The sequence below is a fragment of the Streptomyces sp. NPDC096324 genome, from assembly GCF_044763015.1.
Taxonomy (GTDB): domain Bacteria; phylum Actinomycetota; class Actinomycetes; order Streptomycetales; family Streptomycetaceae; genus Streptomyces.
Genome location: NZ_JBIWFK010000020.1, coordinates 37,831 through 62,462, shown reverse-complemented (window position 1 = coordinate 62,462; position 24,632 = coordinate 37,831). Strand labels below are relative to the sequence as shown.

The window sequence follows — 24,632 nt, the reverse complement described above, 5'->3', positions numbered from 1 at the left end:
GGGTCTCCGTCAGAGTGCGAGACCCGTCAGCACGAGCACACGCTCGTAGGTGTAGTCGTCCATCGCGAACTTGACGCCCTCACGGCCGACACCGGACTGCTTGGCACCGCCGTACGGCATCTGGTCGGCGCGGTAGGACGGGACGTCGCCGATCACGACGCCGCCCACCTCCAGGGCACGGTGCGCGCGGAACGCGGTCTGCAGGTCGTGCGTGAACACGCCGGTCTGGAGGCCGTACTTGGAGTTGTTGGCGGCCTCGAAGGCAGCCGCCTCGCCGTCCACCTTCTGCACGGTCAGGACCGGTCCGAAGACCTCCTCGCAGGAGATCGTGACGTCGGCCGGGACGTCCGCGAGGACGGTCGGGGCGTAGGAGGCGCCGTCGCGCTTGCCACCGGTGAGCAGCGTGGCGCCGGCCGCGACGGCCTCCTCCACCCAGGACTCGACACGCTCGGCGGCGGCCTCGCTGACCAGCGGGCCGACATCCGTCGTGGCGTCGGACGGGTCGCCGGTGACCTGGGCCTCGACGGCGGCGACGATGCGCGGCAGCAGGCGCTCGTACACCGCGGCGTCCGCGATCACGCGCTGCACCGAGATGCAGGACTGGCCGCCCTGGTAGTTGGAGAAGGTCGCGATCCGGGTCGCGGCCCAGTCCAGGTCCGCGTCGCTCGCGAAGTCGGCGAGGACGACGGCCGCGCCGTTGCCGCCCAGCTCCAGGGTGCAGTGCTTGCGCGGCACCGAGTCCATGATCGCGTAGCCGACCGTCTCGGAACCGGTGAAGGAGATGACGGGAAGGCGCTCGTCCTGGACCAGGGCGGGCATCTTGTCGTTGGCGACCGGCAGGATGCTCCAGGAGCCGGCGGGCAGGTCGGTCTCGGCCAGCAGGTCACCGAGGATCAGACCGGACAGCGGGGTCGCGGGCGCCGGCTTGAGGATGATCGGGGCACCCGCGGCGATGGCCGGGGCGACCTTGTGGGCGCACAGGTTCAGCGGGAAGTTGAAGGGCGCGATGCCGAGGACGACACCCTTGGGGAAGCGGCGCGTGAGAGCCAGTCGGCCCTGGCCGCCCGCGTCGGTGTCGAGGCGCTGCGCCTCGCCGCCGTTGAAGCGGCGGGCCTCCTCCGCGGCGAACCGGAACACGGACACCGCGCGGCCGACCTCACCGCGGGCCCACTTGATCGGCTTGCCGTTCTCGGCGGAGATGAGCTGGGCGATCTCCTCGGTGCGCTCGGCCAGCCGGCGCGAGACGTGGTCGAGGGCGGCGGCGCGTACGTGGGCCGGGGTCGCGGCGAACTCGTCACGCACGGCGTACGCGGCGGCCACGGCCTCCTCGACCTGGGCCTCGGTGGGCACGCTGACCTGACCGACGAGGCGGCCGTCCCACGGCGAGGTGACGTCGAAGGTGGTCTCGCCGGTGGCCTGGCGGCCGGCGAGCCAGAAGGCGTGGGTGGAAGTCATTTTGCGAGTCCCGGCCCTTCCGTATGGGGTGACGATGGGGATGTTCCTGCTGTTTTCCTGCTGGTGCTGCTCTCCCGACCACGGTAGGGCCGCGACCGGCACGGGGTGTTTGTCCGACGCGTAGCAGTCGGGGGGTGGGATACGCCGGTTTGGACTGATCGGCAGGAGTCCGATCGAGCCTCTTCCTCGAGGGAGCGCCGCGCCGAATCCCCCTGGTCCGCGGGGGAGCGCCGAGCCGGGTCCCTGGCCCCCGAGGGGGCGCCCAGCCAAATCGCCCTGGCCCGCTGATCCTCGCGTGGGCCTCGTCCGACCCTCGTCCGGTCCTCGCGTGGTCCTCGTCCGGTCCTCGCGGTGGCCGCCGTCAGCGGCCGGGCGCATTCACTCCCCGGGTGCGGCCGTGGTCTTCAGGGCCAGCCAGAGTTCCATCCGGACGTCGGGGTCGTCCAGGGAGCGGCCGAGGATCTCCTCGACCCTGCGCATCCGGTAGCGCAGCGTGTGCCGGTGGACACCCAGGTCGGCGGCCGCCGCGTCCCACTGCCCGTGCCGGGACAGCCAGGCCCGCAGCGAGGCGACGAGGTCCCCGCGGCCGGTGGCGTCGTGATCGTGGAGGGCCCGCAGGAGCCCGTCGGCGAACGCCCGCACGGCGTCGTCCGCGAGCAGCGGCAGTACGGACCCGGCCGCCAGGTCCTCGTGCTCGACGAGGACCCTGCCCCGCCGCCGGGCGACGGACAGGGCCTGTTCGGCCTGCTTGTAGGCGGCTCGCGCGGCGATCGGTCCGGCCGGGGCCGAGAGCCCGACGACGAGTTCGTCCTCGTCGCCCGCGGCCCCGGCGGGCTGTTCTAGCGGGACGGCCCGCGCGGACTCCAGTCCGGCCGCGTAGTCCCCGCAGGCCGCGACGGCGGCACCGCCGTCCACGGCGAGCACGACCAGCCGTCCCCCGTCGGGCACGACGAGCACGGACTCCCCCGAACGCACGGCGGCGGATTCGACGACCTCCGCGAGGCCGCCCAGCGGATCGCCGTTGACGTCGGGCACGGCGACGGGGGTCTTGGCGGGCGCGGCGGCACTCACGCGCGCGTGCCCGTCGGCGTGCGCCCGGCCGGCCGGCCCGGACACCGACTCGGCGATGATCAGCCGGAAGGGGGCGTCGAGCAGTTCGCCGTACAGGTCTCCGGCGACGGCCCGCGCGTGGTCGGGTTCCCCGGCCAGCAGCATCCCGAGCACGGCCGCGCCGATCCGCTGCTCGGCAGCGTGCAGGGACCGCGAGCGTTCGGTGGTCAGGGTCAGCAGGGCGATGGCCGAGTGCACGGCGTAGCGCTCGGCGGTGCCGAGGGCGCCGGCGGTCCCGACGGCGAGCGCGGCGCGCGGCCTGCGTCCCGTTCCGAGGGAGTGCAGTTCGACGCGGTCCTCCCCGCCCACCACGGAACTCGCGGGGGCGGGCCGTTCACGCAGCCGCTCCACGTCCGGGGTGAGCCGGCCGGCGCGGCGTCCCGCCCAGTCGGGTGCGGCGGCGACGACGGCGCCGGACGCGTCGTAGAGCGCCGCCCATCCGTCGACCTGCCCGGCGAGTGCGGCGAGCAGTCCCTCGGGGCCGTCGCTCAGGGCCTGCTTGGTGAGCTCGCGCTGGGCGGCGAACCCCGCCGTGACGGCCCGGTACTGGTCCGCGGCGATGGCGGCGGACACGGCCTTGCTGATGGCGAGAAAGGGGGTGCGCCGGGGCACTTCGAGGAGCGGCAGTCCCTCCTCCTCGGCCGCGTCGACGAGGGCCTTCGGGATCTCGTCGTAGTTCACCCCGACGGCGAAGCCGATCCCGACCACTCCGGCGTCGGCCAGCCGCTTCACGTACCGCCGCATGACCTCGGGATCGTCCGCGTCCAGCTTGAGCGCGGTGATCAGCAGCAGTTCCCCGCCCTCCATGTACGGCACGGGGTCGGCGAGCTCGCTGACATGGGCCCAGCGGACGGGCACGTCCAGACGGTCCTCGCCCGCACGCACCGTGAGCTTGAGCGCGGAGTGGTGGACGAGCGAGGCGAGCGTGGGGGGCATGGGGCCTTCAGGTCGGTGTGAGCTCGGTGATCTCTGTGATCTTTTGGCCGCGGCGTATGAACGGCCTGTGTCGATTCTGCCTCACCGTACGGTCGCCGTGTGCGTTCATCCCCATACGCCCTGGTCAGCGGGTCGGTATGCCCTTGCGCCCCGCCGACCCTCCGCCCTCTCTCCCCGCGTCCGGCCGGCCCTCAGCCCCGCAGGTCCACCAGCAGCGGCGGGGCGTGCTCCCCGTCCACGCTGGTCAGCGACAGTACGGCGTGGCCGGGCGGGACCGCGTGGGCCAGTTCGGAGGCGGACCAGCGCTCCCGCTCGACCTGACGCACGGTCACGGCGTCCGTGGTCACCGCCTTGCCGGTCACCAGCTTGCGCAGCGCGTGGATGGCCCGGGTCATGGGCTGGTCGGCGAAGACGGTGTGCTTGGCCACATCGCGTGTCTCCACCCACTCGGTGCCCCAGGACTCGGCGAAGCGGCCGCCGTCCCAGGTCGTGACGCCGGAGAAGGCCATGCGGCAGCCGACCGCGCCGTACAGCGGCCCGTGCAGGGCCTCGGGGATGTCGCCGATGGACCGCAGGGCGAGGACCACTCCGGCGTTGTGCGCCCGCAGGCCCTGGATGCGGCGTACGGTCTCGGCGGTCAGGGCGCCGGTCGCGTCGTCGAGGACCAGACAGGCGAAGTGCCCGCGCCGGTCGCCGCCTCGGACGACGGCGGCGAACTGGGCGAGCAGGAGCCGGGTGACGAGCTGCGACGCCTCTTCGTAGCCCCGTTCCGGCAGGTCGACGCGGACGCGCAGCGGATGATGGGCCACCGCCCGCAGCGAGAACGGCCGGGCGCTCGTGCCGGAGCCGAAGAAGTCCGCGAAGACCGGCCGGTCCAGCAGCGCCAGCCGGTCGGCGAGTACCGGGCCCGGGTCGTTCGGGCCGCCGCTCTGCCGCAGCCGTGCCTCCAGTTCGCGGAGCATCGCGGGGTGGCCCCCCGCCGACAGGTCCTGCCGCAGGGGCTCCAGCAGCGCGGGCACTCCGTCGAGCAGTTCGCGCAGCACGGGGATCGTGGGGAACCTGCCGTGGACGGCCCGGTAGGGACCGAGCAACTGGGCCAGGGCCGTGGCGGCGCGCCGGACGTCGACGCCGTCGACGCTGCCGACCAGGCCTTCCGCGAGGAACGCGGCGGCCTCGTCGGCGTCGGCGCAGTCGGCGTAGAGGTCCAGGTCGTGGACCGACTCGGGGTCGCCGAGCTTCACGACGACGTCGTACGAGGCATCGGGGCCGACCGGCGTCCCGGCGGCGGCCACGACGACGACGGCGCAGCGCGCGGTGAGGGCCTGGAGCCCGAGGGATTCGGCGACGGGTCCGACGAGGTGGCGTGTCTTCCCGGAACCGGCCGGTCCGACGGCGAGGAGGGAGGTGCCGAGCGTCGCCGGGCCGAGGGCGGTGCCCGCTCCGGAGTAGGCGAGCGGGGTGCGTTCCCTGGCGACCCACCGGCCGAGCCGCACCTGGCCCGCGAGGAGGTCGTGGGAGGCGGCGCGGACGGGCAGGTCGCGGGCTCCGGAGGGATGGGTCCAGGCCGCGGCGCCGCGGCGCAGCACGGTGTCGCTGAAGACGCCGAGCTGTCCGTCGCGCTTGGCCCTGGTCCAGGCGCGCAGGATCCTCGCGCAGTCGACGTCGTTCATGCGTTCGGTCAGTATTTCGGAGGACAGCAGTTCCGCCGCCTTGTGCTGTCCGGTCGCCCTCAGTTCGGGCCATTCCGCCGGGGGGCCGGACGGCTCCTCGGGTGCGGGCGGGGACGCCGCCGTGGTGCCCGTCGCGGGCTGCCGGGAACCTAGGCGTTCCTTGACGAGGGGCCACCAGCCGCCGAGCTTGGCGAAGGGCAGCAGGACCAGCACGGTGATCAGCGCTTCGACGCCGTAGCTGACCACGAGTGACGCAAACACGTCACGTCCGCCGGCGATCAGCGCCACCAGGGACAACACCGGATCGACGATCGGCAGTGGGTCCCACCCGACGCCGGGAAAGGCGCTCGGCCAGACGAACGTCAGCGTCAGCAGGGCCGCCAAGGCCGCGATGAGGGCCCGGCCCGGCTGCGCGCGCTGTACGACGAAGTGCTGGGCGATCTCGCGCCAGCTTCCGAGGCGCCCCATCACGTAGACCAGCGCGGCGAAGAAGAGACCGTCGTAGACGATGCGGGCGTCTTCGCCCTGCCAGGTCCTCGGGGCCGTCGTCCCGCCCCACCACCAGCCCTCCGGCGTGAACAGTTTCAGCACGACCAGTTGGTAGGGGACGTTCCCCCGGCGCCACAGGGACCAGACGACGAGCCCGAGCACCAGAGGGATCAGCAGGCCGACGACCGTCACGGAGGGCAGGCGCCGGCGCTCCTTGGACTCGCGGGGGGCGACGTATCCGTACCGCCAGATCCCGAGGGCGGCGTCGGGGCGGGGCGCGTTGAGCCAGTCGCGCACGGCGGGGCGGGCCGCCGGCGGGCCCGGCGGCAGGGGCGGCGGGCCCGAGGGCCTGGGCGGAGCGCTCCCGGGGACGGCCCCGGGGGGTGCGGCCGGGCGAGGCACGGGATCGGCATGCGTGCCACGTGCGTCGCGCGTACCGTCGAAGTCCATCGTGTGCGCCCCCCTGACCAGCCAGTCCGCCTGTCGCTCTCAGGCCAATCTAGTGGTCCCGCGGGGCGAGTTCACCGTTTACGCGGCCGGGCCCGCGGGGGGCCGGGAGGACCGCGCCTCCACTCCTCTATGTCCATCACGGACAACGGATTCCTCCGACAACGCCCACATGGCGCATGCCGAGCCCCCCTCCTCGGCTCTAGCCTGCGAAGAAACAAGGCAAGCGTCCGAAAACCCCCCGCCCGGACCGCCCCGCATCCGCCGGGGACCGTCCGGTTCGCAAGATCATCAGGGAGCCCCTCATGACCGCACTTCCGCAGGAGCGCCGCGTCGTCACCGCCATCCCCGGCCCGAAGTCGCAGGAGCTGCAGGCCCGCCGCACCGCCGTGGTCGCGGCCGGTGTCGGGTCGGTGCTCCCCGTCTTCACCACGCGCGCCGGCGGCGGGATCATCGAGGACGTCGACGGCAACCGCCTCATCGACTTCGGCTCCGGCATCGCCGTGACGTCGGTCGGCGCGAGCGCCGAGGCCGTCGTGCGCCGGGCCTCCGCCCAGCTCCAGGACTTCACCCACACCTGTTTCATGGTCACGCCGTACGAGGGGTACGTCGCCGTCGCCGAGGCGCTCGCCGAGCTGACCCCGGGCGACCACGCCAAGAAGTCCGCCCTGTTCAACTCGGGCGCCGAGGCCGTCGAGAACGCCGTCAAGATCGCCCGCGCGTACACCAAGCGCCAGGCCGTCGTCGTCTTCGACCACGGCTACCACGGCCGGACGAACCTGACGATGGCGCTGACCGCCAAGAACATGCCGTACAAGAACGGCTTCGGTCCGTTCGCGCCCGAGGTCTACCGCGTGCCGGTCGCCTACGGCTACCGCTGGCTGACCGGCCCGGAGAACGCCGGCGCCGAGGCGTCCGCCCAGGCCATCGACATGATCAACAAGCAGATCGGCGCCGACAACGTCGCCGCGATCATCATCGAGCCGCTGCTCGGCGAGGGCGGCTTCATCGAGCCCGCGAAGGGCTTCCTGCCGGCCATCAGCCAGTTCGCCAAGGACAACGGCATCGTCTTCGTCGCGGACGAGATCCAGTCCGGCTTCTGCCGCACCGGCCAGTGGTTCGCCTGCGAGGACGAGGGCATCGTCCCGGACCTGATCACGACGGCCAAGGGCATCGCGGGCGGTCTGCCGCTCGCCGCCGTGACGGGCCGCGCCGAGATCATGGACGCCGCCCACTCGGGCGGTCTGGGCGGCACCTACGGCGGCAACCCGGTGGCCTGCGCCGGCGCGCTCGGCGCGATCGAGACGATGAAGGAGCTCGACCTCAACGCCAAGGCGAAGCACATCGAGTCGGTCATGAAGACCCGCCTCGGCGCCATGGCGGAGAAGTTCGACGTCATCGGCGAGGTCCGCGGCCGCGGCGCCATGATCGCCATCGAGCTGGTCAAGGACCCGGCCACCAAGGAGCCGAACCCGGAGGCGGCCGGCGCGCTCGCCAAGGCCTGCCACCAGGAGGGCCTGCTGGTCCTGACCTGTGGCACCTACGGCAACGTCCTTCGCTTCCTGCCCCCGCTGGTCATCGGCGAGGACCTCCTGAACGAGGGTCTCGACATCATCGAGCAGGCCTTCGCCCGCATCTGACACGGACGGCGCCGCGGCACCGCGCCCCCCGAATCCGCCCCCCGGGCGGATTCCGCCGGGGACGCGGTGCCGCGGCGTTCCCGTGGGGGCGTGTGAAGAAGGTGTGCGAGGTGGATGGCGGGACGCGAATCCGTCTGTCGGAGGCGCACCCCCTGCCGTAGGTTCTAACCAGATCAGGGATACACCCGCCCGCAGGGGACTGTGGGCTGCACCGGGCCGAGGCCACCCCAGCTTCGCCCTGGTCGTGCCCTCGCGCACACACCCGGAGCTTGCGGCTCCGGTTCTCCTCACCGATCGGACAGTCGCCCGCCCCAAACCCCCCGGGGCGCGCGACATTCCGGTCCGGGCGGCCGCCTCGGAACCACCCCCCCTGTTCCGGGGCGGCCGACTCCTTCTCCGGCCGGCTCCTCGGCCCCGCTCGGCCGCGGGCCTCTTCCTTCCTCGTGTTTCCGGTCCTCCCCCGTCGGTGACGGGCGGGCCCGTGCCGTGGCGGCTCCGGACGATGGCAGGCTGTCCCCCATGTCCCGCACGCCTCTTCTGATCGGCCTGCCCGGCCTGTGCTTCCTGCTCATCACCTGGCAGGTCGCGGCGGACGGCCCGCTCGTGAGCCTGGACGAGCGGCTGAGCGGCGGCCTCGTGCACCCGGACCGGTTCTCCGAACTGCTCGCCGACCTGGGCAGCGTCCAGGTGGCGGTCCCGGTCCTCGCGCTGGCACTGCTCCTCGTCGCCCTGCGGAACCGTGCCACCGGTCTGGACCGATGGTGGCTGCCCCCGGCCGCCGCCGCGGTCCTGATGCTTCTCGTCGCCGCGGTGATCGTGCCCCTGAAGGAACTCGTCTCCCGGCCGGGCCCCCCGGTCATGGGGCCCGGCACCGGTTTCTATCCCTCGGGACACACCGCCACCGCCGCCGTCGCGTACGGCGCGGCAACCCTGCTCCTCCTCCCCCTGCTCCGCACCGCGGGCGCCCGCGGTGCGCTGCTGTGCGTGTGCGTGGCCCTGAACGCGGCCGTGGCCTTCGGCCTGGTCCGGCGCGGCTACCACTGGCCACTGGACGTGGTGGCCAGTTGGTGCCTCTGCGCGGTACTGCTGTCGTCCCTGTGGCTCTTCGTCAGCCGAAGTACGCGTCGAAGTTCCGCGAGAACTCCCAGCCTCCGAACCGGTCCCAGTTGACCGACCACGTCATCAGACCGCGCAGGCCCGGCCAGGTGCCGTGGGTCGCGTACGAGCCGCAGTCGGTCTTCTTCGTCAGGCAGTTCAGGGTCTTGGTGACCTCGGCCGGGGCGACGTAGCCGTTGCCCGCGTTGGTGGTGGCCGGCATGCCGATCGCGATCTGGTCGGGACGCAGGGGCGGGAAGACGTTGTTCGCGTCGCCCGCCACCGGGAAGCCGGTCAGCAGCATGTCGGTCATCGCGATGTGGAAGTCGGCGCCGCCCATGGAGTGGTACTGGTTGTCGAGGCCCATGATCGACCCGGAGTTGTAGTCCTGGACGTGCAGCAGGGTCAGGTCGTCGCGCAGGGCGTGGATCACCGGGAGGTACGCTCCGGCGCGCGGGTCCTGGCCGCCCCACTTCCCGGTGCCGTAGTACTGGTAGCCGAGCTGGACGAAGAACGTCTCCGGGGCCATGCTCAGGACGAACTTCGAGCCGTACTTGGCCTTCAGGGTCTTCAGGGCCGAGATGAGGTTGACGATCACCGGGGTGGTCGGGCTCTTGAAGTTCGTGTCGCTCGCGTCGAGGGAGAGCGAGTGGCCCTCGAAGTCGATGTCCAGGCCGTCCAGGCCATAGGTGTCGATGATCTTCGAGACCGAGGAGACGAAGGTGTCGCGGGCGGCCGCCGTGGTGAGCTGGACCTGTCCGTTCTGGCCGCCGATCGAGATCAGCACCTTCTTGCCGGCCGCCTGCTTGGCCTTGATCGCGGCCTTGAAGTCCGCGTCGCTCTCGACGGTGGGGCACTCGGTGACCGGGCAGCGGTTGAACCGGATGTCGCCCGAGGTGACCGAGGTCGGCTCGCCGAAGGCCAGGTCGATCACGTCCCAGCTCGCGGGCACGTCGGCCATGCGCGTGTAGCCGGCGCCGTTGGCGAAGCTCGCGTGGAGGTAGCCGACGAGTGCGTGCGCGGGCAGGTCGGAGGAGCCTCCGCCGCCCCCGCCCGAGCCCGCGGAGGTGGTCGCGGTGACGGTCGCCGACTTCGCGGACTCGCCCGCGCCGTTGGTCGCGGTGACCTGGAAGGAGTACGCGGTGGATGCCGTGAGCCCGCTCACGGTGGCCGAGGTCCCCGTGACGCCCTGGACCTTCGCCCCGTCGCGGTAGACGGAGTAGCCGGTCGCGCCGGACACCGCCGCCCAGGACAGGCCGACCGACGAGGACGTGACCGTACCGGCGGTCAGTCCGGTCGGCGCGGCCGGCGGCTGTCCCGCGTCGACGCCGGGGCCGGTCAGCGAGAGGTCGTCGGCCCAGTAGGAGCCGGTGCCGTACCAGCCGTGCGTGTAGATCGTGACCTGGGTGGTGGACGCGCCGGTGCGGAAGGTGGTGCCGAGCTGCTGCCAGTCGGCGGCGGACGGGGTCCAGGTGCTGACGTCGGTCGTGCCGGTGCCGGTCGCGCCCAGGTAGACATAGCTGCCGCGGACGTAGCCGGAGAGGCTGTACTGCGCGTCCGGCTTCACGGTCACGGTCTGCGAGCACTGCGCGTAGTCGCTACCGGCCGGGGTCGCCATCATCGCCGAACTGCCGCTGTGAACGGGTGAGTTGACGATCGTGGAAGCCGTGCAGGTCCAGTTGCCCAGACCCGACTCGAAGCCGCCGTTCCTGGCCACGTTCACGTCGGCCGCCTGGGCGGTGGCGGAGAGCGCCACCAGGCCGGGTACGGCCAGGAGGGTGGCCGCGCAGGCGGCGAGCAGCCTCCGGCGACGGTGTGCGAGGGGTCTGTCGTGTCTGGTGGGGGCCATGAGTGCCTCCGGGCATGGGGGAGTTGGAGGATGGAGCGCGCGCCCAACTTGGTCCAGACCAATTCGGTTGTCAAGACCCCTGGCGGGCAACGGAGTTCGCACGGCCGCCCCGGACTCCCCCGCACCGGCGCGGGCTCCCCTCACGCGCCGTTCCCCGACACCGGCGCCGGTGCTCCCCTCACGCGCCGCTCCCCGGCACCGTCGCAGGCCCCTTCACGCGCCGCTCCCCGACACCGCCGCCGCCTCCCTCACCTGCGCCGGTCCCCGTCACCGGCGAGGCCCGCCGCGGCCTCGTGCATGGCCAGTTCGAGCAGGGCCGGATCCGTGAGCGTGCCCGAGCCGTCCGGCGCGACGAGCCAGCGGACCCCGGCCGTCGACCGTCCCGGGTAGGGCACCACGATCCAGGTACCGGGGCCCGCCGTGCGCACGCCCGTGCCCAGCCACCTGGCGGCGGTGCCCGCGGGCACGAAGAAGCCCATCCGGGCGTCGCCGAAGTCGACGAGCACCGGCCCGGGCTGGTCGAGCACCCGGGTCAGGACGTCGAGCGTCGGATAACCGAGCTCGGCCGGCAGGATCAGGACGTCCCAGGCCTTTCCCGCCGGCAGCAGCGCGACCCCGCGGGGGCTGCGCTCCCATTCCCAGCGGCAGGCCTCGGGGTCCGGTGCCACGGATGCCAGCCACTCGACCGCCGCCTTGGGCCCTGTCATGACGGAACCTCCCTCTCGTGTCGACGCGGGTCGCGTCACAGAGGAGAGGGAGGTCCGGGCGGTTCATTACGCGGGTTCGGGCGGTGAATTGAAAAGAATTCAGTTCACCGGGCCGCCACCGGGACATGTCCGAGGCGCGCGGCCCTGAAGGGTGTCGCGGAGGGCCGTGTCCGGCCTAGCTGTCGAAGCCGAGGCCCAGTCTGTCCATCGTCTTCAGCCACAGGTTGCGCCGGCCGCCGTGCGTGTCGGCGCGGGCCAGCGACCACTTGGTGAGCGCGATGCCGGTCCAGGCGAACGGCTCGGGCGGGAACGGCAGCGGCTTCCTGCGGACCATCTCCAGCTCGGTGCGTTCGGTGCGCTCCCCGGCGAGCAGGTCGAGCATCACCTCGGCGCCGAACCGGGTGGCGCCCACGCCGAGGCCCGTGTAGCCGGCCGCGTAGGCGACCTTGCCCTGGTGGGCGCTGCCGAAGAACGCCGAGAACCGGGAGCAGGTGTCGATCGCGCCGCCCCAGGCGTGGGAGAAGCGGAGGCCCTCCAACTGCGGGAAGCAGGTGAAGAAGTGCTCGGCGAGCTTGGCGTACGTCTCGGGACGGTCGTCGTACTCGGCGCGCACCCGGCCGCCGTACGGGTAGATCGCGTCGTACCCGCCCCACAGGACGCGGTTGTCGGCCGAGAGGCGGAAGTAGTGGAACTGGTTGGCCGAGTCGCCGAGCCCCTGGCGGTTCTTCCATCCGACGGAGGCGAGCTGGTCGGCCGTGAGCGGCTCGGTCATCAGCGCGTAGTCGTAGACCGGGACGGTGTACGGGCGGACGCGCTTGACCAGGTTCGGGAAGATGTTGGTCCCGAGGGCCACCCGGCGGGCGCGGACGGAGCCGTACGGCGTGCGGACCGCCATGCCCGCGCCGGACGGCTTCAGGTCGAGGGCGGGTGTGTGCTCGTACACCCGCACGCCGAGCTCCACGCACGCGCGCTTGAGGCCCCAGGCCAGCTTGGCCGGGTGGAGCATGGCGACCCCGCGGCGGTCGTGCAGCCCGGCCAGGAAGGTCGGGGAGTCGACCTGTTCCCGCACCGCCGCCGTGTCGAGGAACTCGACGCCGTCGGCCAGACCCCGCCGCTCCAGCTCCTGGTGCCACTCACGCAGTTCGGCCGCCTGGTGCGGCTCGGTGGCGACGTCGATCTCGCCGCTGCGCTCGAAGTCGCAGTCGAGGGAGTAGCGGGCGACGGCCGCCTCGATCGCGTCGAGGTTGCGGGCGCCCAGCTCCTCCAGCTTCCCGATCTCGTCCGGCCAGCGGGTGAGCCCGTTGGCCAGACCGTGGGTGAGGGAGGCGGCGCAGAAGCCGCCGTTGCGGCCCGAGGCGGCCCAGCCCACCTCGCGCCCCTCCACCAGGACGACATCCCGCCCGGGGTCGCGCTCCTTGGCGATCAGCGCGGTCCACAGTCCGCTGTAGCCGCCGCCGACGACGAGCAGGTCGCAGGTCTCGGCACCGGTGAGCGCGGGCTCGGGGTGGGGTTTGCCGGGGTCGTCCAGCCAGTACGAGACCGGCTGGACGTCGGAAAGGGATTTCGTCCACTGATTACCACGGGTCATGGCGCTCGGGGCCATGATTTCAACTCCCTACAGAGGTGACAGGCGTTATGCCTTCTGCCTGTTCCGGCGATTTCCGATGATCATTCCGGACAGGACGAACAGTACGGCGACGAGGAACATGGCCGTGCCGATGACATTGATCTGAACGGGTGTTCCGCGCTGTGCCGAACCCCAGACGAACATGGGGAACGTGACGGTCGAGCCCGCGTTGAAATTGGTGATGATGAAATCGTCGAAGGAGAGCGCGAAGGCGAGCAGCGCGCCCGCGGCGATTCCGGGGGCCGCGATGGGCAGGGTGACCCGAAGGAACGTCTGCGCCGGGCCGGCGTAGAGGTCCTGGGCGGCCTGTTCCAGCCTCGGGTCCATCGACATGACGCGGGCCTTGACGGCCGTCACGACGAAGCTGAGGCAGAACATGATGTGGGCGATCAGGATCGTCCAGAAGCCGAGCTGGGCGCCCATGTTGAGGAACAGGGTGAGCAGCGAGGCGGCCATGACGACCTCGGGCATCGCCATCGGCAGGAAGATCAGCGAGTTCACGGCGCCGCGTGCGCGGAAGCGGTAGCGGACGAGCGCGAAGGCGATCATCGTGCCGAGGACGGTGGCCCCGATCGTCGCCCAGACGGCGATCTGGAGGCTGAGTCCGAGCGAGCCGCACATGTCGGCGACGCCGCACGGGTCCTTCCAGGCGTCCGTGGAGAACTGCTGCCACTCGTAATTGAAGCGTCCCTTCGGTTTGTTGAAGGAGAACACGGTGACGACGACGTTGGGCAGCAGCAGATAGGACAGCGTCAGCAGTCCCGCGATGACGACGAGATGGCGCTTGAACCAGGTGACGAAGGGCATTTAGACCAGGTCCTCCGTCCCGGACCGGCGGATGTAGACCGTGACCATGAGGAGAATCGCGGCCATGAGGATGAACGAGAGCGCGGCGGCCGTCGGATAGTCCAGGATCCTCAGGAACTGGGTCTGGATGACGTTGCCGATCATGCGTGTGTCGGTGGAGCCGAGGAGTTCGGCGTTGACGTAGTCGCCGGCCGCCGGGATGAAGGTGAGCAGCGTGCCGGAGACCACGCCCGGCATCGACAGCGGGAAGGTGACCTTGCGGAAGGTCGTCCAGGGCCTGGCGTACAGGTCGCCCGCGGCCTCGTGCAGCCGGCCGTCGATGCGCTCCAGCGAGGTGTAGAGCGGCAGGATCATGAACGGCAGGAAGTTGTACGTCAGACCGCACACCACGGCCAGTGGTGTCGCGAGGACGCGGTCGCCCGCGGTCCAGCCGAGCCAGTCGGTGACGTCGAGGACGTGCAGGGTGTTGAGCGCGCCGACGACGGGGCCGCTGTCGGCGAGGATCGTCTTCCAGGCCAGGGTGCGGATCAGGAAGCTGGTGAAGAAGGGCGCGATCACCAGGATCATGATCAGGTTGCGCCAGCGGCCCGCGCGGAAGGCGATCAGGTACGCCAGCGGGTAGCCGAGCAGCAGGCACAGGACCGTGGCGGCGGCCGCGTAGGAGACCGAGCGCAGGAACTGCGGCCAGTACTCGGCGAGCGAGTCCCAGTAGGTCGCGAAGTGCCAGGTGACCTTGTAGCCCTCCTCCAGGGAGCCCGTCTGCACGGACGTGGAGGCCTGGTAGATCATCGGCAGCGCGAAGAAGACGACGAGCCACAGGAGTCCGGGCAGCAGCAGCCAGTACGGGACGAGGCGGCCCCGCTTCTTCGGCGGCTTCGGCTCGGGCCGCGGCGCGAGGGGTGGCGCTTCGGCCTCGGTGACGGTGGCCATCAGGCGGCCTCCTCCTCGGCCGTGTCGACACCCGCGTCGATGTCCTGGGCCGCGTCGAGGCCGAAGGTGTGCGCCGGGCTCCAGTGCAGGACGACGTCCGCGCCGGGGACCAGCCGGGAGTCCCGCTCGATGTTCTGGGCGTAGACCTCGAACTCGGGGCAGACGGCGCTGTCGATGACGTACTGCGTGGAGACGCCGATGAAGCTGGAGTCGGCGATCTTGCCGGTGATCCGGTTGCGGCCGGCGGGTATCGCGCCCGCGTCGTCGGCGTGCGTGAGGGAGATCTTCTCCGGGCGGATGCCGACGAGCACCTTGCCGCCGGTCTGCGCCGGGGCGGAACATCGCGCCCGGGGCAGCACCAGTTTGCCGCCGCCCGCCTTGAGGACGATGTCCTCGCCGCTCCTGGTGTCGACCTCGGCCTCGATGAGGTTCGAGGTGCCGAGGAAGTTGGCGACGAACGTGGTCTGCGGGTTCTCGTACAGGTCGGCGGGCGAGCCGAGCTGCTCGACACGGCCCGCGTTCATCACGGCGACCGTGTCGGCCATGGTCATGGCCTCCTCCTGGTCGTGCGTGACGTGGACGAAGGTGATGCCGACCTCGGTCTGGATCCGCTTGAGTTCGAGCTGCATCTGGCGGCGCAGCTTGAGGTCGAGTGCGCCGAGCGGCTCGTCCAGGAGCAGCACCTTGGGGTGGTTGATCAGGGCGCGGGCGACCGCGACACGCTGCTGCTGGCCGCCGGAGAGCTGGTGGGGTTTCTTGCGCGCCTGCTCGCCGAGCTGGACGAGGTCGAGCATCTCCTCGACCTGCTTCTTGACGCTCTTGATCCCGCGCCGGCGCAGGCCGAAGGCGACGTTCTCGAAGATGTCCAGGTGCGGGAAGAGCGCGTAGGACTGGAAGACGGTGTTCACCGGCCGCTTGTACGGCGGCAGGTGTGTCACCTCCTGGTCGCCGAGGTGCACGGTGCCGGAGGAAGGTTCCTCCAGACCGGCGATCATGCGCAGGGTGGTGGTCTTGCCGCAGCCCGAGGCGCCGAGCAGGGCGAAGAAGGAGCCGTGCGGCACGGTCAGGTCGAGTGGTTGTACGGCGGTGAAGCCGTTGTCGTAGGTCTTGCTGATCCCGGTGAGGCGGACGTCGCCGCTGTTCTCTGTCGTCATGATCGTCACGCCCCTGTGAGCTTCGCGAACTTCTCTTCGTAGGCCGTCTCTTCCTTCTGGCTCAGCGCCCGGAAGGAGTGTGACCTGGCCTGCATGGCCTTGTCGGGGACGATCAGCGGGTTGTTCGCCGCGTCCTGGTCGATCTTGGCAAGGTAGGGCTTCACGCCTTCGACCGGCGTCGCGTAGTTGATGTACGCGGCGAGCTCGGCGGCCTGCTGAGGCTCGTAGTAGAAGTCGATCAGCCGCTCGGCGTTCGTCTTGTGACGCGCCTTGTTGGGGACCAGCAGGTTGTCCGTCGACGTCATGTAGCCGCTGTCGGGGATGACGAAGTCGACGTCCGGGCTGTCGTTCTTGAGCTGGACGATGTCGCCGGCCCAGGCGACACAGGCCGCGATGTCGCCCTTGGTCAGGTCGGACGTGTAGTCGTTGCCCGTGAAGCGGCGGATCTGGCCCTTGTCGACGGCCTTCTGGAGCCGGGCGACGGCCGCGTCGAAGTCGTCGTCGGTGAACTTCGACGGGTCCTTGCCCATGTCGAGCAGGGTCATGCCCATGGTGTCGCGCATCTCGGACAGGAAGGAGACGCGGCCCTTGAGCTTCGGGTTGTCGAGGAGGTCGGAGACCGACTTCACCTCGATCCCGTCGAGCGCCTTCTTGTTGAAGGCGACGATGGTGGGGATGCCCTGCCACGGGTACGAGTAGGCGCGTCCCGGGTCCCAGTCGGGGTTGCGGAACTGCGGCGACAGGTTGGTGTAGGCGTGCGGCAGGTTGGACGGGTCGAGTTTCTGCACCCAGCCCAGGCGGATCACGCGCGCGGCCAGCCAGTCGGTGAGGACGATCAGGTCACGGCCGGTGGGCTGACCCGCGGCGAGCTGCGGCTTGATCTTGGCGAAGAACTCGTTGTTGTCGTTGATGTCCTCGGTGTACTTGACCGAGATGCCCGTCCGCTTGCGGAAGGTCTCCAGCGTCGGGTGGTGCTTGCCGCTGTCGTCGAGGTCGATGTACTCGGTCCAGTTGGAGAAGTTGAGGGTCTTCTCCGTGGCCGAGTGGTCCTGGGCGGACGTGCCGCCCTGGGTCCTGCCCGCCGCGGGGATCCCGCAGGCGCTCAGCGCCCCGAGTCCGCCGACGGCCAGCGCGCCGCCCGCCGAGGCGCGCAGCAGTGAACGACGGGTGAGGGACGCCCTGCCGTTCCGGAAGCTGCGCCGCATGGCGGCCAGTTGCACCGGGGACAGGCGTTCGGGCTCGTACTGCTCCATGCTCTGGTGCCCTTTCGAGAGGGTCGCGGCCGTGGTCGCGGCCTGGTCTGCCACAGGGCCGTAGCCGGTGAACGCGCTACGGCCGGTCCCCGAAGACCGTGCGGTGCCAGTCCTTCCTGGCGACCGCGGTGTTGTCGAACATGACGTGCTTGACCTGTGTGTACTCCTCGAAGGAGTAGGCGGACATGTCCTTGCCGAAGCCGGATGCCTTGTAACCGCCGTGCGGCATCTCGCTGATGATCGGAATGTGGTCGTTGACCCACACGCAGCCGGCCTTGATCTCGCGGGTCGCGCGGTTGGCCCGGTAGACGTCACGGCTCCAGGCGGAGGCGGCCAGTCCGTACGGGGTGTCGTTGGCCAGCGCGATGCCCTCGTCGTCGGTGTCGAAGGGCAGCACCACGAGCACCGGGCCGAAGATCTCGGCCTGCACGATCTCGCTGTCCTGCGCGGCGTCGGCGACGAGCGTGGGCGCGTAGTAGGCGCCGCTCTTGAGTTCTCCCTGGGGAGCCTCGCCGCCGGTGACCACGCGCGCGTAGCCGCGGGCCCGGTCGACGAATCCGGCGACGCGGTCGCGCTGGGCGTGCGAGATCAGCGGGCCGAGGTCGGTGCCGGTCGCGAACGGGTCGCCCACGCGGACGGTCGCCATCAGGGCGGCGGTGCGCTCGACGAACGCGTCGTAGAGCGGCCGTTGCACGTACGCGCGCGTGGCGGCCGTGCAGTCCTGGCCGGTGTTGATGAGCGCACCGGCGACCGCGCCGTGCACGGCGGCCTCCAGGTCCGCGTCGTCGAAGACGAGGAAGGGGGCCTTGCCGCCGAGTTCCAGGTGGAGGCGCTTGACGGTCGAGGTGGCGATCTCGGCGACGCGCTTGCCGACGGCGGTCGACCCGGTGAAGGACGTCATGACGACGTCGGGGTGGCCGACGAGGTGTTCACCGGCCTCCTTGCCCAGACCCGTGACGATGTTGACGACACCGTCCGGGATGCCCGCGTGGGTGGCCGCCTCCGCGAAGAGCAGGGAGGTCAGCGGGGTGAGCTCGGCGGGCTTCAGCACGATCGTGTTGCCGGCCGCGATCGCCGGGAGGATCTTCCAGGCGGCCATCTGGAGCGGGTAGTTCCAGGGCGCGATGGAACCGACGACCCCGATGGGCTCGCGGCGTACGTACGAGGTGTGGTCGCCGGAGTACTCGCCGGCCGACTGGCCCTGCAGATGCCGGGCGGCGCCCGCGAAGAACGCGGTGTTGTCGATGGTTCCCGGGACGTCGAACTCGCGGGTCAGCTTGAGGGGCTTTCCGCACTGCAGCGACTCGGCCTGGGCGAACTCCTCGGCGCGCTCGGCGAGCACGGCGGCGAACCGGTGCAGCGCGTCGGACCGCTCCCCGGGGGTGGTGGCCGCCCAGCCGGGGAAGGCCGCGCGGGCGGCCGCGACCGCCGCGTCCACGTCGGCGGTGCTCGCCAGCTCGTACGTGTACACCTCCTCGCCGGTGGCGGGGTCCACGACCGCGTGCATACGACCGGAGGTGCCCTGGGTGAGACGGCCCCCGATGTACTGCGCGCCGTCCGCGAGACGGTCCTGCGCCTGGAAGCGATGGCCCGGATTGTGCATGTCGCTCTCCTCCGCCGTCCTCCCCGTCGAAACGGGGGTCGGCGTAGCTCCAGCTCGATTTGAGTGCCGATCCTGGCAGAGCAAAGGGACTCCAACAAGTGATTCCGTTGTTGCCTTTTGGTTACGCGACGGAATCCTTTGACCAGGTGTCGAGTCCTCCCGGAAAAGGCGGGACGGTGTGTCAGTGGTGCGTGCCAAAGTGGCATGCATGGGGAAGATCGATACACGGGACGCACTGGTCACTGCCGTCGCGTCGGGGACGCCGGTCAAGTACCTGCACTTCTGGGGGCACCGCCCGGGGCCGGACGGCCGGGTGGGACCGAGCTGTCTCAGCCAGTGGTGGCCGTCACCCTTCGTGGCCGAAGGGGTCTCCTACGCGACGGCCGAGCACTGGATGATGGCGTCCAAGGCGCGCCTCTTCCGCGACGCCGAGGCCGAGCGGCAGGCGGTCGGCGCCGCGAACCCCGCGCTCGCCAAGAAGGCCGGGCGGCTGGTGCGCGGCTTCGACGAGACCGTCTGGCGGCGCGAGCGGTTCCGGATCGTCGTCGAGGGCAGCGTCCACAAGTTCTCCGCCGACCCCGGCCTGCGGGCGTTCCTGCTGGGCACGGGCGGGAGGGTGCTGGTCGAGGCGAGCCCCATGGACCGCGTCTGGGGCATCGGGCTCGCCGCGAACGACGACGGCGCCTTCGACCCCCGCCGCTGGCGGGGCGAGAACCTGCTGGGCTTCGCCCTGATGGAGGCACGCGAGCGGCTGCGCGCGGCGGACACGTCCGCGGAGGCGAGCCCCTAGAAACCGCGCCGGGGGCGAGCCCCCGGGGGCGGGGACGGTCCGCGGCCGCCGGGGCGAGGGCCCCGGAGGTGGCGGTTCCCGGATGCGGCAGCGCCCCGACCGGCCAAAACTGTGCGTGTGACTGGCATGTACGCAGAGGAGAACCACACCCCGTCCACCGCGCCCCGCGCGCCCCGCCAGTCTCTGGCGCTGGCGGCGATGCTCTTCGCGGTGGCGATGACGTTCATCGACCAGACGATCGTCTCCATCGCCGCGCCGGACATCGTCCGCGAGCTCGGGCTCTCGACGTCCGGCATGCAGTGGGTGGTGAACGCCTACCTGCTGTCGCTGGCCGCCTTCTTCGCCCTCGGCGGACGGCTGGCCGACCTGCTCGGGCCCCGCCGGGTCGTGGTCGTCGGCACCCTGGTCTTCGTCGTCTCGTCGGTGCTGTGCGGCTGTGTGCCCAAGGGCGACTTCGCCCAGACCTGGCTGATCATCTTCAGGGCGACCCAGGGTCTGGGAGCCGCCCTCCTGTTCCCCGCGGCACTCGCCGTGGTCGTGGCCGTGTTCCCGGTGGAGCGGCGCGGCCGGGCGCTGGCGCTGTTCTTCGGGCTGTCGGGAGCGCTGACGGCCATCGGCCCGCTGCTGGGCGGCTGGCTCACGTCATGGACCTGGCGGGCGATCTTCTGGGTCAACGTGCCCGTCGCCGTGGTGGCCCTCGTCCTGACCGTGCTGGCGCACATCCCCGACCGGCGGCGCGACGAGTCGCTGGACGTCGTCGGGGCCGTGCTCATCGCCGTGGGCATGGGAGTGAGCGTGCTCGGCTTCCAGCAGGCCGCGTACTGGGGCTGGGGCAGCGTGGCGACCTGGGCCTGCATCGTGGGCGGCCTCGTCGTCCTGGTCCTCTTCTGCCGCTACGAACGCGACCGGCGCCATCCGCTGGTCAACCTGGCGGTCTTCCGGGACAAGGCGTTCACCGTTGACTCCCTGGTGCTCTTCTTCGCCATGCTGGCCTTCGTCCCGGTCTTCTTCTTCGCCTCGGTGTACGCGCAGGTCTCGCTCAGCGCCTCGCCCAACCAGGCGGCGCTCTATCTCCTGTACTTCTTCGTGGGCTTCGCGATCGCCTCCCAGTGGGGCGGCCGCATGCTCGACCGGAAGGGCGCCCGGCCGGCCCTGAAGATCGGCACCATCGTGGGCGCGGTCGGGTTCTACCTCTGGGCCGGCAAGCTGACCGACCTGTCCATGCACGACCAGTGGCCGTACGTCGCCCTCGCGGGAGCCGGGATCGGGTTCATCCTGGCGCCCGCGTCCACCGACGCCGTCAACCGGTCCATCGGAGCCTCCTACGGCGAGGTCACCGGCATCACCCAGACCGTCCGCAACTACGCGGCCAGTGTCGGGCTGGCCGTCTTCGGGACCGTCCTGACGCACAGGATGACGGACAAGGTCGTCTCGACGCTCACGTCCCACGGCCTGTCGTCGGCCAGGGCCCACGACGTCGCCGACGACATCGCCCAGGCCGTCACGGGCAACGCCGACGCAAGCCGGCCGACGGGCACGGGCGCAGCCGCCTCGACCATGCGCGAGGTGATGTCGGACGTACGGATGGACTTCGCCGAGGCCAATCAATACGTCTTCTACGGCATGGCGATCGCGCTCGCCGTCGGCTTCTTCTGCGCCCTGCGCCACCCCGGAGGCCGGGGAGGCACGGCGGAGGACCCCGAGGGCAAGGCGGAGGGCCCCGGGGGCAGGACCGGGCAGGAGAAGCCCCCGGCGGCCGGCTGACACCGCCGCCGGAGCGGTCCGCGGGGGCGGCGGCCGCGGACCCGGGTCACCGCACCTGTCGCGTCACCAGGGAGGTGGAGAAGCCGTCGTCCCCGCCCGTGTCACCGCCGCCGTCGTCCGGGGCGTAGACGACGACGAGGACGAACACGGCGACGGCGAGGACCAGCCCGACGGCTCCGCAGATGACCCCGGCCAGCGCCTGCCCGGCGTTCGTGGCCTCGCCGCGACGCGCCTTGGCCCCGCCGACCAGCCCGAAGATCACGGCGAGGACGCCCAGCACGATCGCCAGCGGCCACACGATGAAGAGGACCGCCGTGATGATGCCCAGCACGAGCCCGGCGGTTCCGAGCCCGTTGCTCGGCATGGGCCGGCTCAGGGGCCAGCCGTATCCGGGCGCGCCCGGATGGGCGGCACCCGCGGGAAAGCCCGGGTACTGCGGGTAGCCGTGGCCGTACGGGAGGCCGGGACCGCCGGGGGCGATCGGCGGCGGCGGGACGGGCTCGCCGGGAGAGGGCTGCGGGTAGGGGGTGCGGGCCGCCGGGGGCGCGAAGGGGTTGTCCCAGGGACCGCCGGGGTTACCGGGTCCGGGCGGGGCCGGCGCGCCGGGCAGCGAGGTGATCGTGGGAAGCCCGTACGCCGGAGGGGGCGCGCCGCTCCCCCGTACGGTTCTGCCGGGCGAGGCGATCTCCTCGGGCGGGGCCCAGGGGTCGAACTCGGATCGCGGGCCGGTGTCGGGCTTCCCGAGGGACACCCGGGCGTCGGGTCCGGGGGCGGCGAAGGGGCCGGTGCCCTGCGCGGGCACGGAGCCCGCGGGCGCCACGCCGAAGGTCCCGCCCGTCGGGGGTACCGCGCGCCCCGCTCCGTCGTCGAACGCCCTGTCCGCCCACCGCGCGGTCTCCTCGGCCCCGAAGACAGGTCCGCCGCCGGGACCACCGCCCGAGCCGCCTCCCGAACCGCCGTCCGCGGTACCGCCCGAGCCTCCGCCCGGTCCACCGCGCGACCCACGGTCCGGTCCGTCGTCGCTGCCTCCGTCCGACGGAGGTGCCGCCCGGCCGGGGCCGGCGGCGTGTGCCGTGTGATCGGGGCCGGCCGCGGACACCGCGTGGTCCGAGCCGGCCGTGGGTATCGCACGGTCCGGACCGGCCTCCGACGCGCGCTCCGCCTCGGGTGCCGCGTCCTCGACGGGACCGTAACCCGGCACGGTGCCCGCGCCGGACGGTCCACGCCCCTCGGGGGACCCGTCGCGCTCGGGCACCGGGGCCGACCCGCCCGGTGGAGCCCACGCACCCGCGCGTGGCGCTGTCGGCCTCTGGGCGTCGTCGGACATGGGCGAGTCCCCTCTCTCGTACGTTCCGTCATGCTACGGCCCGGGCCATGGGCGGCGGATCTCCGTCGTACGACGGCCCGCTCGTCCCGCGTGGGGTGCACCGGGCCCGGACGGCGGTGGCCGCCTACGATGATCCCGAACCGTCGATCAGCCGATCACCCGCGTCCGGACCGAAACGGCCCAGGGACGCCGTTCCGGGGAGGAACCCGTTGACCGAGCACATCACCGCACGCGACGACGCCCGCGACCTGCGCACCTTCATCGCCGGGCTGCCCAAGGCCGAACTGCACGTCCACCACGTCGGCTCCGCCTCCCCGCGCATCGTGTCCGAGCTCGCCGCCCGCCACCCCGACTCCCGGGTGCCCACCGACCCCGAGGCGCTGGCGGACTACTTCACGTTCACGGACTTCGCGCACTTCATCGAGGTGTACCTGTCCGTCGTCGACCTCATCCGCACCCCCGAGGACGTACGGCTGCTGACGTACGAGGTCGCCCGCGACATGGCCCGTCAGCAGGTGCGCTACGCGGAACTGACGATCACTCCGTGGTCGTCCACCCGGCGCGGAATCGACGAACGCGCCTTCATGGACGCCATCGAGGACGCCCGCAAGGCCGCCGAGGCCGACCTCGGTGTCGTGCTGCGCTGGTGCTTCGACATCCCCGGCGAGGCCGGTCTTGAGGCCGCCGAGGAGACCGTGCGGCTCGCGACCGACGACCGGCTGCGGCCGGAGGGGCTCGTCTCCTTCGGACTCGGCGGCCCCGAGATCGGTGTGCCGAGGCCCCAGTTCAAGCCCTACTTCGACCGCGCCCGCGCCGCCGGACTGCGCTCCGTGCCGCACGCCGGTGAGACGACGGGCCCGGAGACGGTCTGGGACGCGCTGAACGTCCTCGGTGCCGAGCGCATCGGCCACGGCACGAGTTCCGCCCGGGACCCGCGACTGCTCGCCCATCTCGCCGAGCACGGCATCGCGCTGGAGGTCTGCCCGACCTCGAACATCGCCACCCGCGCCGTCCGCACCCTCGACGAACACCCCGTCAAGGAGTTCGTGGCGGCCGGGGTGACGGTCACCGTCAACTCCGACGACCCGCCGATGTTCGGCACCGACCTCAACACCGAGTACGCGGTCACCGCCCGCCTCCTCGGGCTCGACGAGCAGGGCGTCGCCGAGCTCGCCAGGAACGCGGTGCACGCGTCGTTCCTCGGCGAGGCGGAGAAGGCCGGACTCGCCGCGGAGATCGACACGTACGCCGCGACCTGGCTCGCGCTCTGACCCGGTCACAATGGCCCCATGCGCACCGTGACCGCCGTCGCCCACCGCGGCGACCCCTATCGCGTCCGTGAGAACACGGTCGACTCGCTGCGTTCCGCGCTCCACCGGGGCGCGGACGCCGTCGAGATCGACGTACGTCTGACACGCGACCGTGTACCCGTCCTGCTGCACGACGCGACGCTCAAGCGTCTGTGGGGACACGACCGGCCGCTGAGCTCGCTCTCCGGCGACGAGGTGCGCGGACTCACGGCGGGCGGTGTGCCGACGCTGGCGGAGGCCCTCGGGGCGACCGTCGACAGCAGGGTCATGGTCGATCTGCCCGGAGCGGTGGACGTGCGGGTCGCGCGCGAGATCGTGGACGTGGTGCGGGCGTGCGGGGCCGGGGAGCGGGTGTACTACTGCGCGGCGGCCCCCGCCATGCTGGCGGTGCGGGCCGCCGACGCGTCCGCGGAGATCGCGCTGACCTGGACGAGCCTGGCCCCGCCGCGCCCGGGCCTGCTCGACGTCGTACGCCCGCGCTGGCTCAACTACCGCTTCTCGCTGGTGAGTCGCGATCTCGCGGCCCGCGTCCACCGCGGCGGGCACCTGCTGTCCGTATGGACGCCGGACACCCGCCGCGCCATGCGCCGCCTGCTCGACGCGGGGGTCGACTCGATCACGACCAACCGCATCGACGCGCTGACCGCCCTGCGCAGGGACTGAGTCGAC

At 71.7% G+C, this 24,632-nt stretch carries 17 protein-coding genes and 1 pseudogene; 6 read left to right on the top strand and 12 right to left on the bottom strand.

The window, feature by feature from the left end:
• Positions 1–9: 9 nt before the first annotated feature.
• The 3 genes from ACIQ7M_RS36850 to ACIQ7M_RS36840 all read right to left on the bottom strand — a co-directional run bounded on the left by ACIQ7M_RS36850 (position 10) and on the right by ACIQ7M_RS36840 (position 6,110).
• Complete coding sequence (locus ACIQ7M_RS36850; protein WP_355762695.1) at positions 10–1,455, bottom strand: aldehyde dehydrogenase family protein; 1,446 nt, start codon at positions 1,453–1,455, stop codon at positions 10–12.
• Positions 1,456–1,833: 378 nt separating this feature from the next.
• Positions 1,834–3,501, bottom strand: a complete 1,668-nt coding sequence (locus ACIQ7M_RS36845) for a PucR family transcriptional regulator (protein WP_403652452.1) — start codon at positions 3,499–3,501, stop codon at positions 1,834–1,836.
• Positions 3,502–3,692: 191 nt separating this feature from the next.
• Positions 3,693–6,110, bottom strand: a complete 2,418-nt coding sequence (locus ACIQ7M_RS36840; protein ID WP_403652449.1) for an ATP/GTP-binding protein — start codon at positions 6,108–6,110, stop codon at positions 3,693–3,695.
• A gap of 302 nt (positions 6,111–6,412) precedes the next feature.
• Here ACIQ7M_RS36840 and gabT point away from each other — a divergent pair, with 302 nt between their 5' ends.
• Positions 6,413–7,747: a 4-aminobutyrate--2-oxoglutarate transaminase gene (gabT, locus tag ACIQ7M_RS36835; RefSeq protein ID WP_355762686.1), complete on the top strand. Its 1,335-nt coding sequence runs from the start codon at positions 6,413–6,415 to the stop codon at positions 7,745–7,747.
• A 201-nt stretch (positions 7,748–7,948) separates the two neighbouring features.
• A complete protein-coding gene (locus ACIQ7M_RS36830; protein WP_403652445.1) occupies positions 7,949–8,917 on the top strand; it encodes a phosphatase PAP2 family protein in 969 nt (322 codons plus the stop codon).
• On the opposite strand, the gene ACIQ7M_RS36825 is transcribed toward ACIQ7M_RS36830, so the two are convergent.
• The 8 genes from ACIQ7M_RS36825 to ACIQ7M_RS36790 form a co-directional block, all read right to left on the bottom strand.
• Positions 8,856–10,691 carry a chitinase gene (locus ACIQ7M_RS36825; RefSeq protein ID WP_403652442.1) on the bottom strand — a complete coding sequence of 612 codons (1,836 nt, stop codon included), beginning with the start codon at positions 10,689–10,691 and terminating at the stop codon, positions 8,856–8,858. The genes ACIQ7M_RS36830 and ACIQ7M_RS36825 overlap by 62 nt on opposite strands.
• 248 nt (positions 10,692–10,939) lie before the next feature.
• Complete coding sequence (locus tag ACIQ7M_RS36820; protein ID WP_355762678.1) at positions 10,940–11,398, bottom strand: hypothetical protein; 459 nt, start codon at positions 11,396–11,398, stop codon at positions 10,940–10,942.
• Positions 11,399–11,573: 175 nt separating this feature from the next.
• Positions 11,574–13,001, bottom strand: a complete 1,428-nt coding sequence (locus ACIQ7M_RS36815) for an NAD(P)/FAD-dependent oxidoreductase (protein WP_403652438.1) — start codon at positions 12,999–13,001, stop codon at positions 11,574–11,576.
• A gap of 30 nt (positions 13,002–13,031) precedes the next feature.
• Positions 13,032–13,832 (bottom strand): ABC transporter permease, encoded by an 801-nt coding sequence (locus tag ACIQ7M_RS36810; RefSeq protein ID WP_355762673.1) that lies wholly within the window; start codon positions 13,830–13,832, stop codon positions 13,032–13,034.
• A complete protein-coding gene (locus tag ACIQ7M_RS36805) occupies positions 13,833–14,762 on the bottom strand; it encodes an ABC transporter permease (RefSeq protein WP_355762670.1) in 930 nt (309 codons plus the stop codon).
• Positions 14,762–15,916 carry an ABC transporter ATP-binding protein gene (locus ACIQ7M_RS36800; RefSeq protein WP_355762668.1) on the bottom strand — a complete coding sequence of 385 codons (1,155 nt, stop codon included), beginning with the start codon at positions 15,914–15,916 and terminating at the stop codon, positions 14,762–14,764. Before ACIQ7M_RS36800 ends, ACIQ7M_RS36805 begins: the two co-directional genes overlap by 1 nt.
• A 5-nt stretch (positions 15,917–15,921) precedes the next feature.
• Complete coding sequence (locus tag ACIQ7M_RS36795) at positions 15,922–17,169, bottom strand: spermidine/putrescine ABC transporter substrate-binding protein (protein WP_403652433.1); 1,248 nt, start codon at positions 17,167–17,169, stop codon at positions 15,922–15,924.
• Between the two features lie 76 nt (positions 17,170–17,245).
• Entirely contained in the window at positions 17,246–18,772 is a 1,527-nt protein-coding gene (locus tag ACIQ7M_RS36790; protein ID WP_403652430.1) for a gamma-aminobutyraldehyde dehydrogenase, read from the bottom strand.
• Between the two features lie 208 nt (positions 18,773–18,980).
• On the opposite strand from ACIQ7M_RS36790, the gene ACIQ7M_RS36785 reads away from it, so the two are divergent.
• Together ACIQ7M_RS36785 and ACIQ7M_RS36780 are read left to right on the top strand one after the other, a co-directional pair.
• Entirely contained in the window at positions 18,981–19,562 is a 582-nt protein-coding gene (locus ACIQ7M_RS36785) for an NADAR family protein (RefSeq protein WP_403652428.1), read from the top strand.
• Positions 19,563–19,688: 126 nt separating this feature from the next.
• Positions 19,689–21,326 (top strand): MFS transporter, encoded by a 1,638-nt coding sequence (locus tag ACIQ7M_RS36780; RefSeq protein ID WP_403652521.1) that lies wholly within the window; start codon positions 19,689–19,691, stop codon positions 21,324–21,326.
• A gap of 46 nt (positions 21,327–21,372) precedes the next feature.
• On the opposite strand, the gene ACIQ7M_RS36775 is transcribed toward ACIQ7M_RS36780, so the two are convergent.
• The gene (locus ACIQ7M_RS36775; RefSeq protein WP_403652425.1) at positions 21,373–22,581 is read right to left on the bottom strand and encodes a DUF4190 domain-containing protein; all 1,209 of its coding nucleotides are present in this window, start codon (positions 22,579–22,581) and stop codon (positions 21,373–21,375) included.
• 188 nt (positions 22,582–22,769) lie between these two features.
• Between ACIQ7M_RS36775 and ACIQ7M_RS36770 the strand changes: the two are divergent.
• Positions 22,770–23,924: pseudogene (locus ACIQ7M_RS36770) on the top strand (adenosine deaminase).
• 18 nt (positions 23,925–23,942) lie between these two features.
• On the top strand, positions 23,943–24,626 hold the full coding sequence (locus ACIQ7M_RS36765; protein WP_403652422.1) for a glycerophosphodiester phosphodiesterase: 684 nt from the start codon (positions 23,943–23,945) through the stop codon (positions 24,624–24,626).
• Positions 24,627–24,632 lie beyond the last annotated feature (6 nt).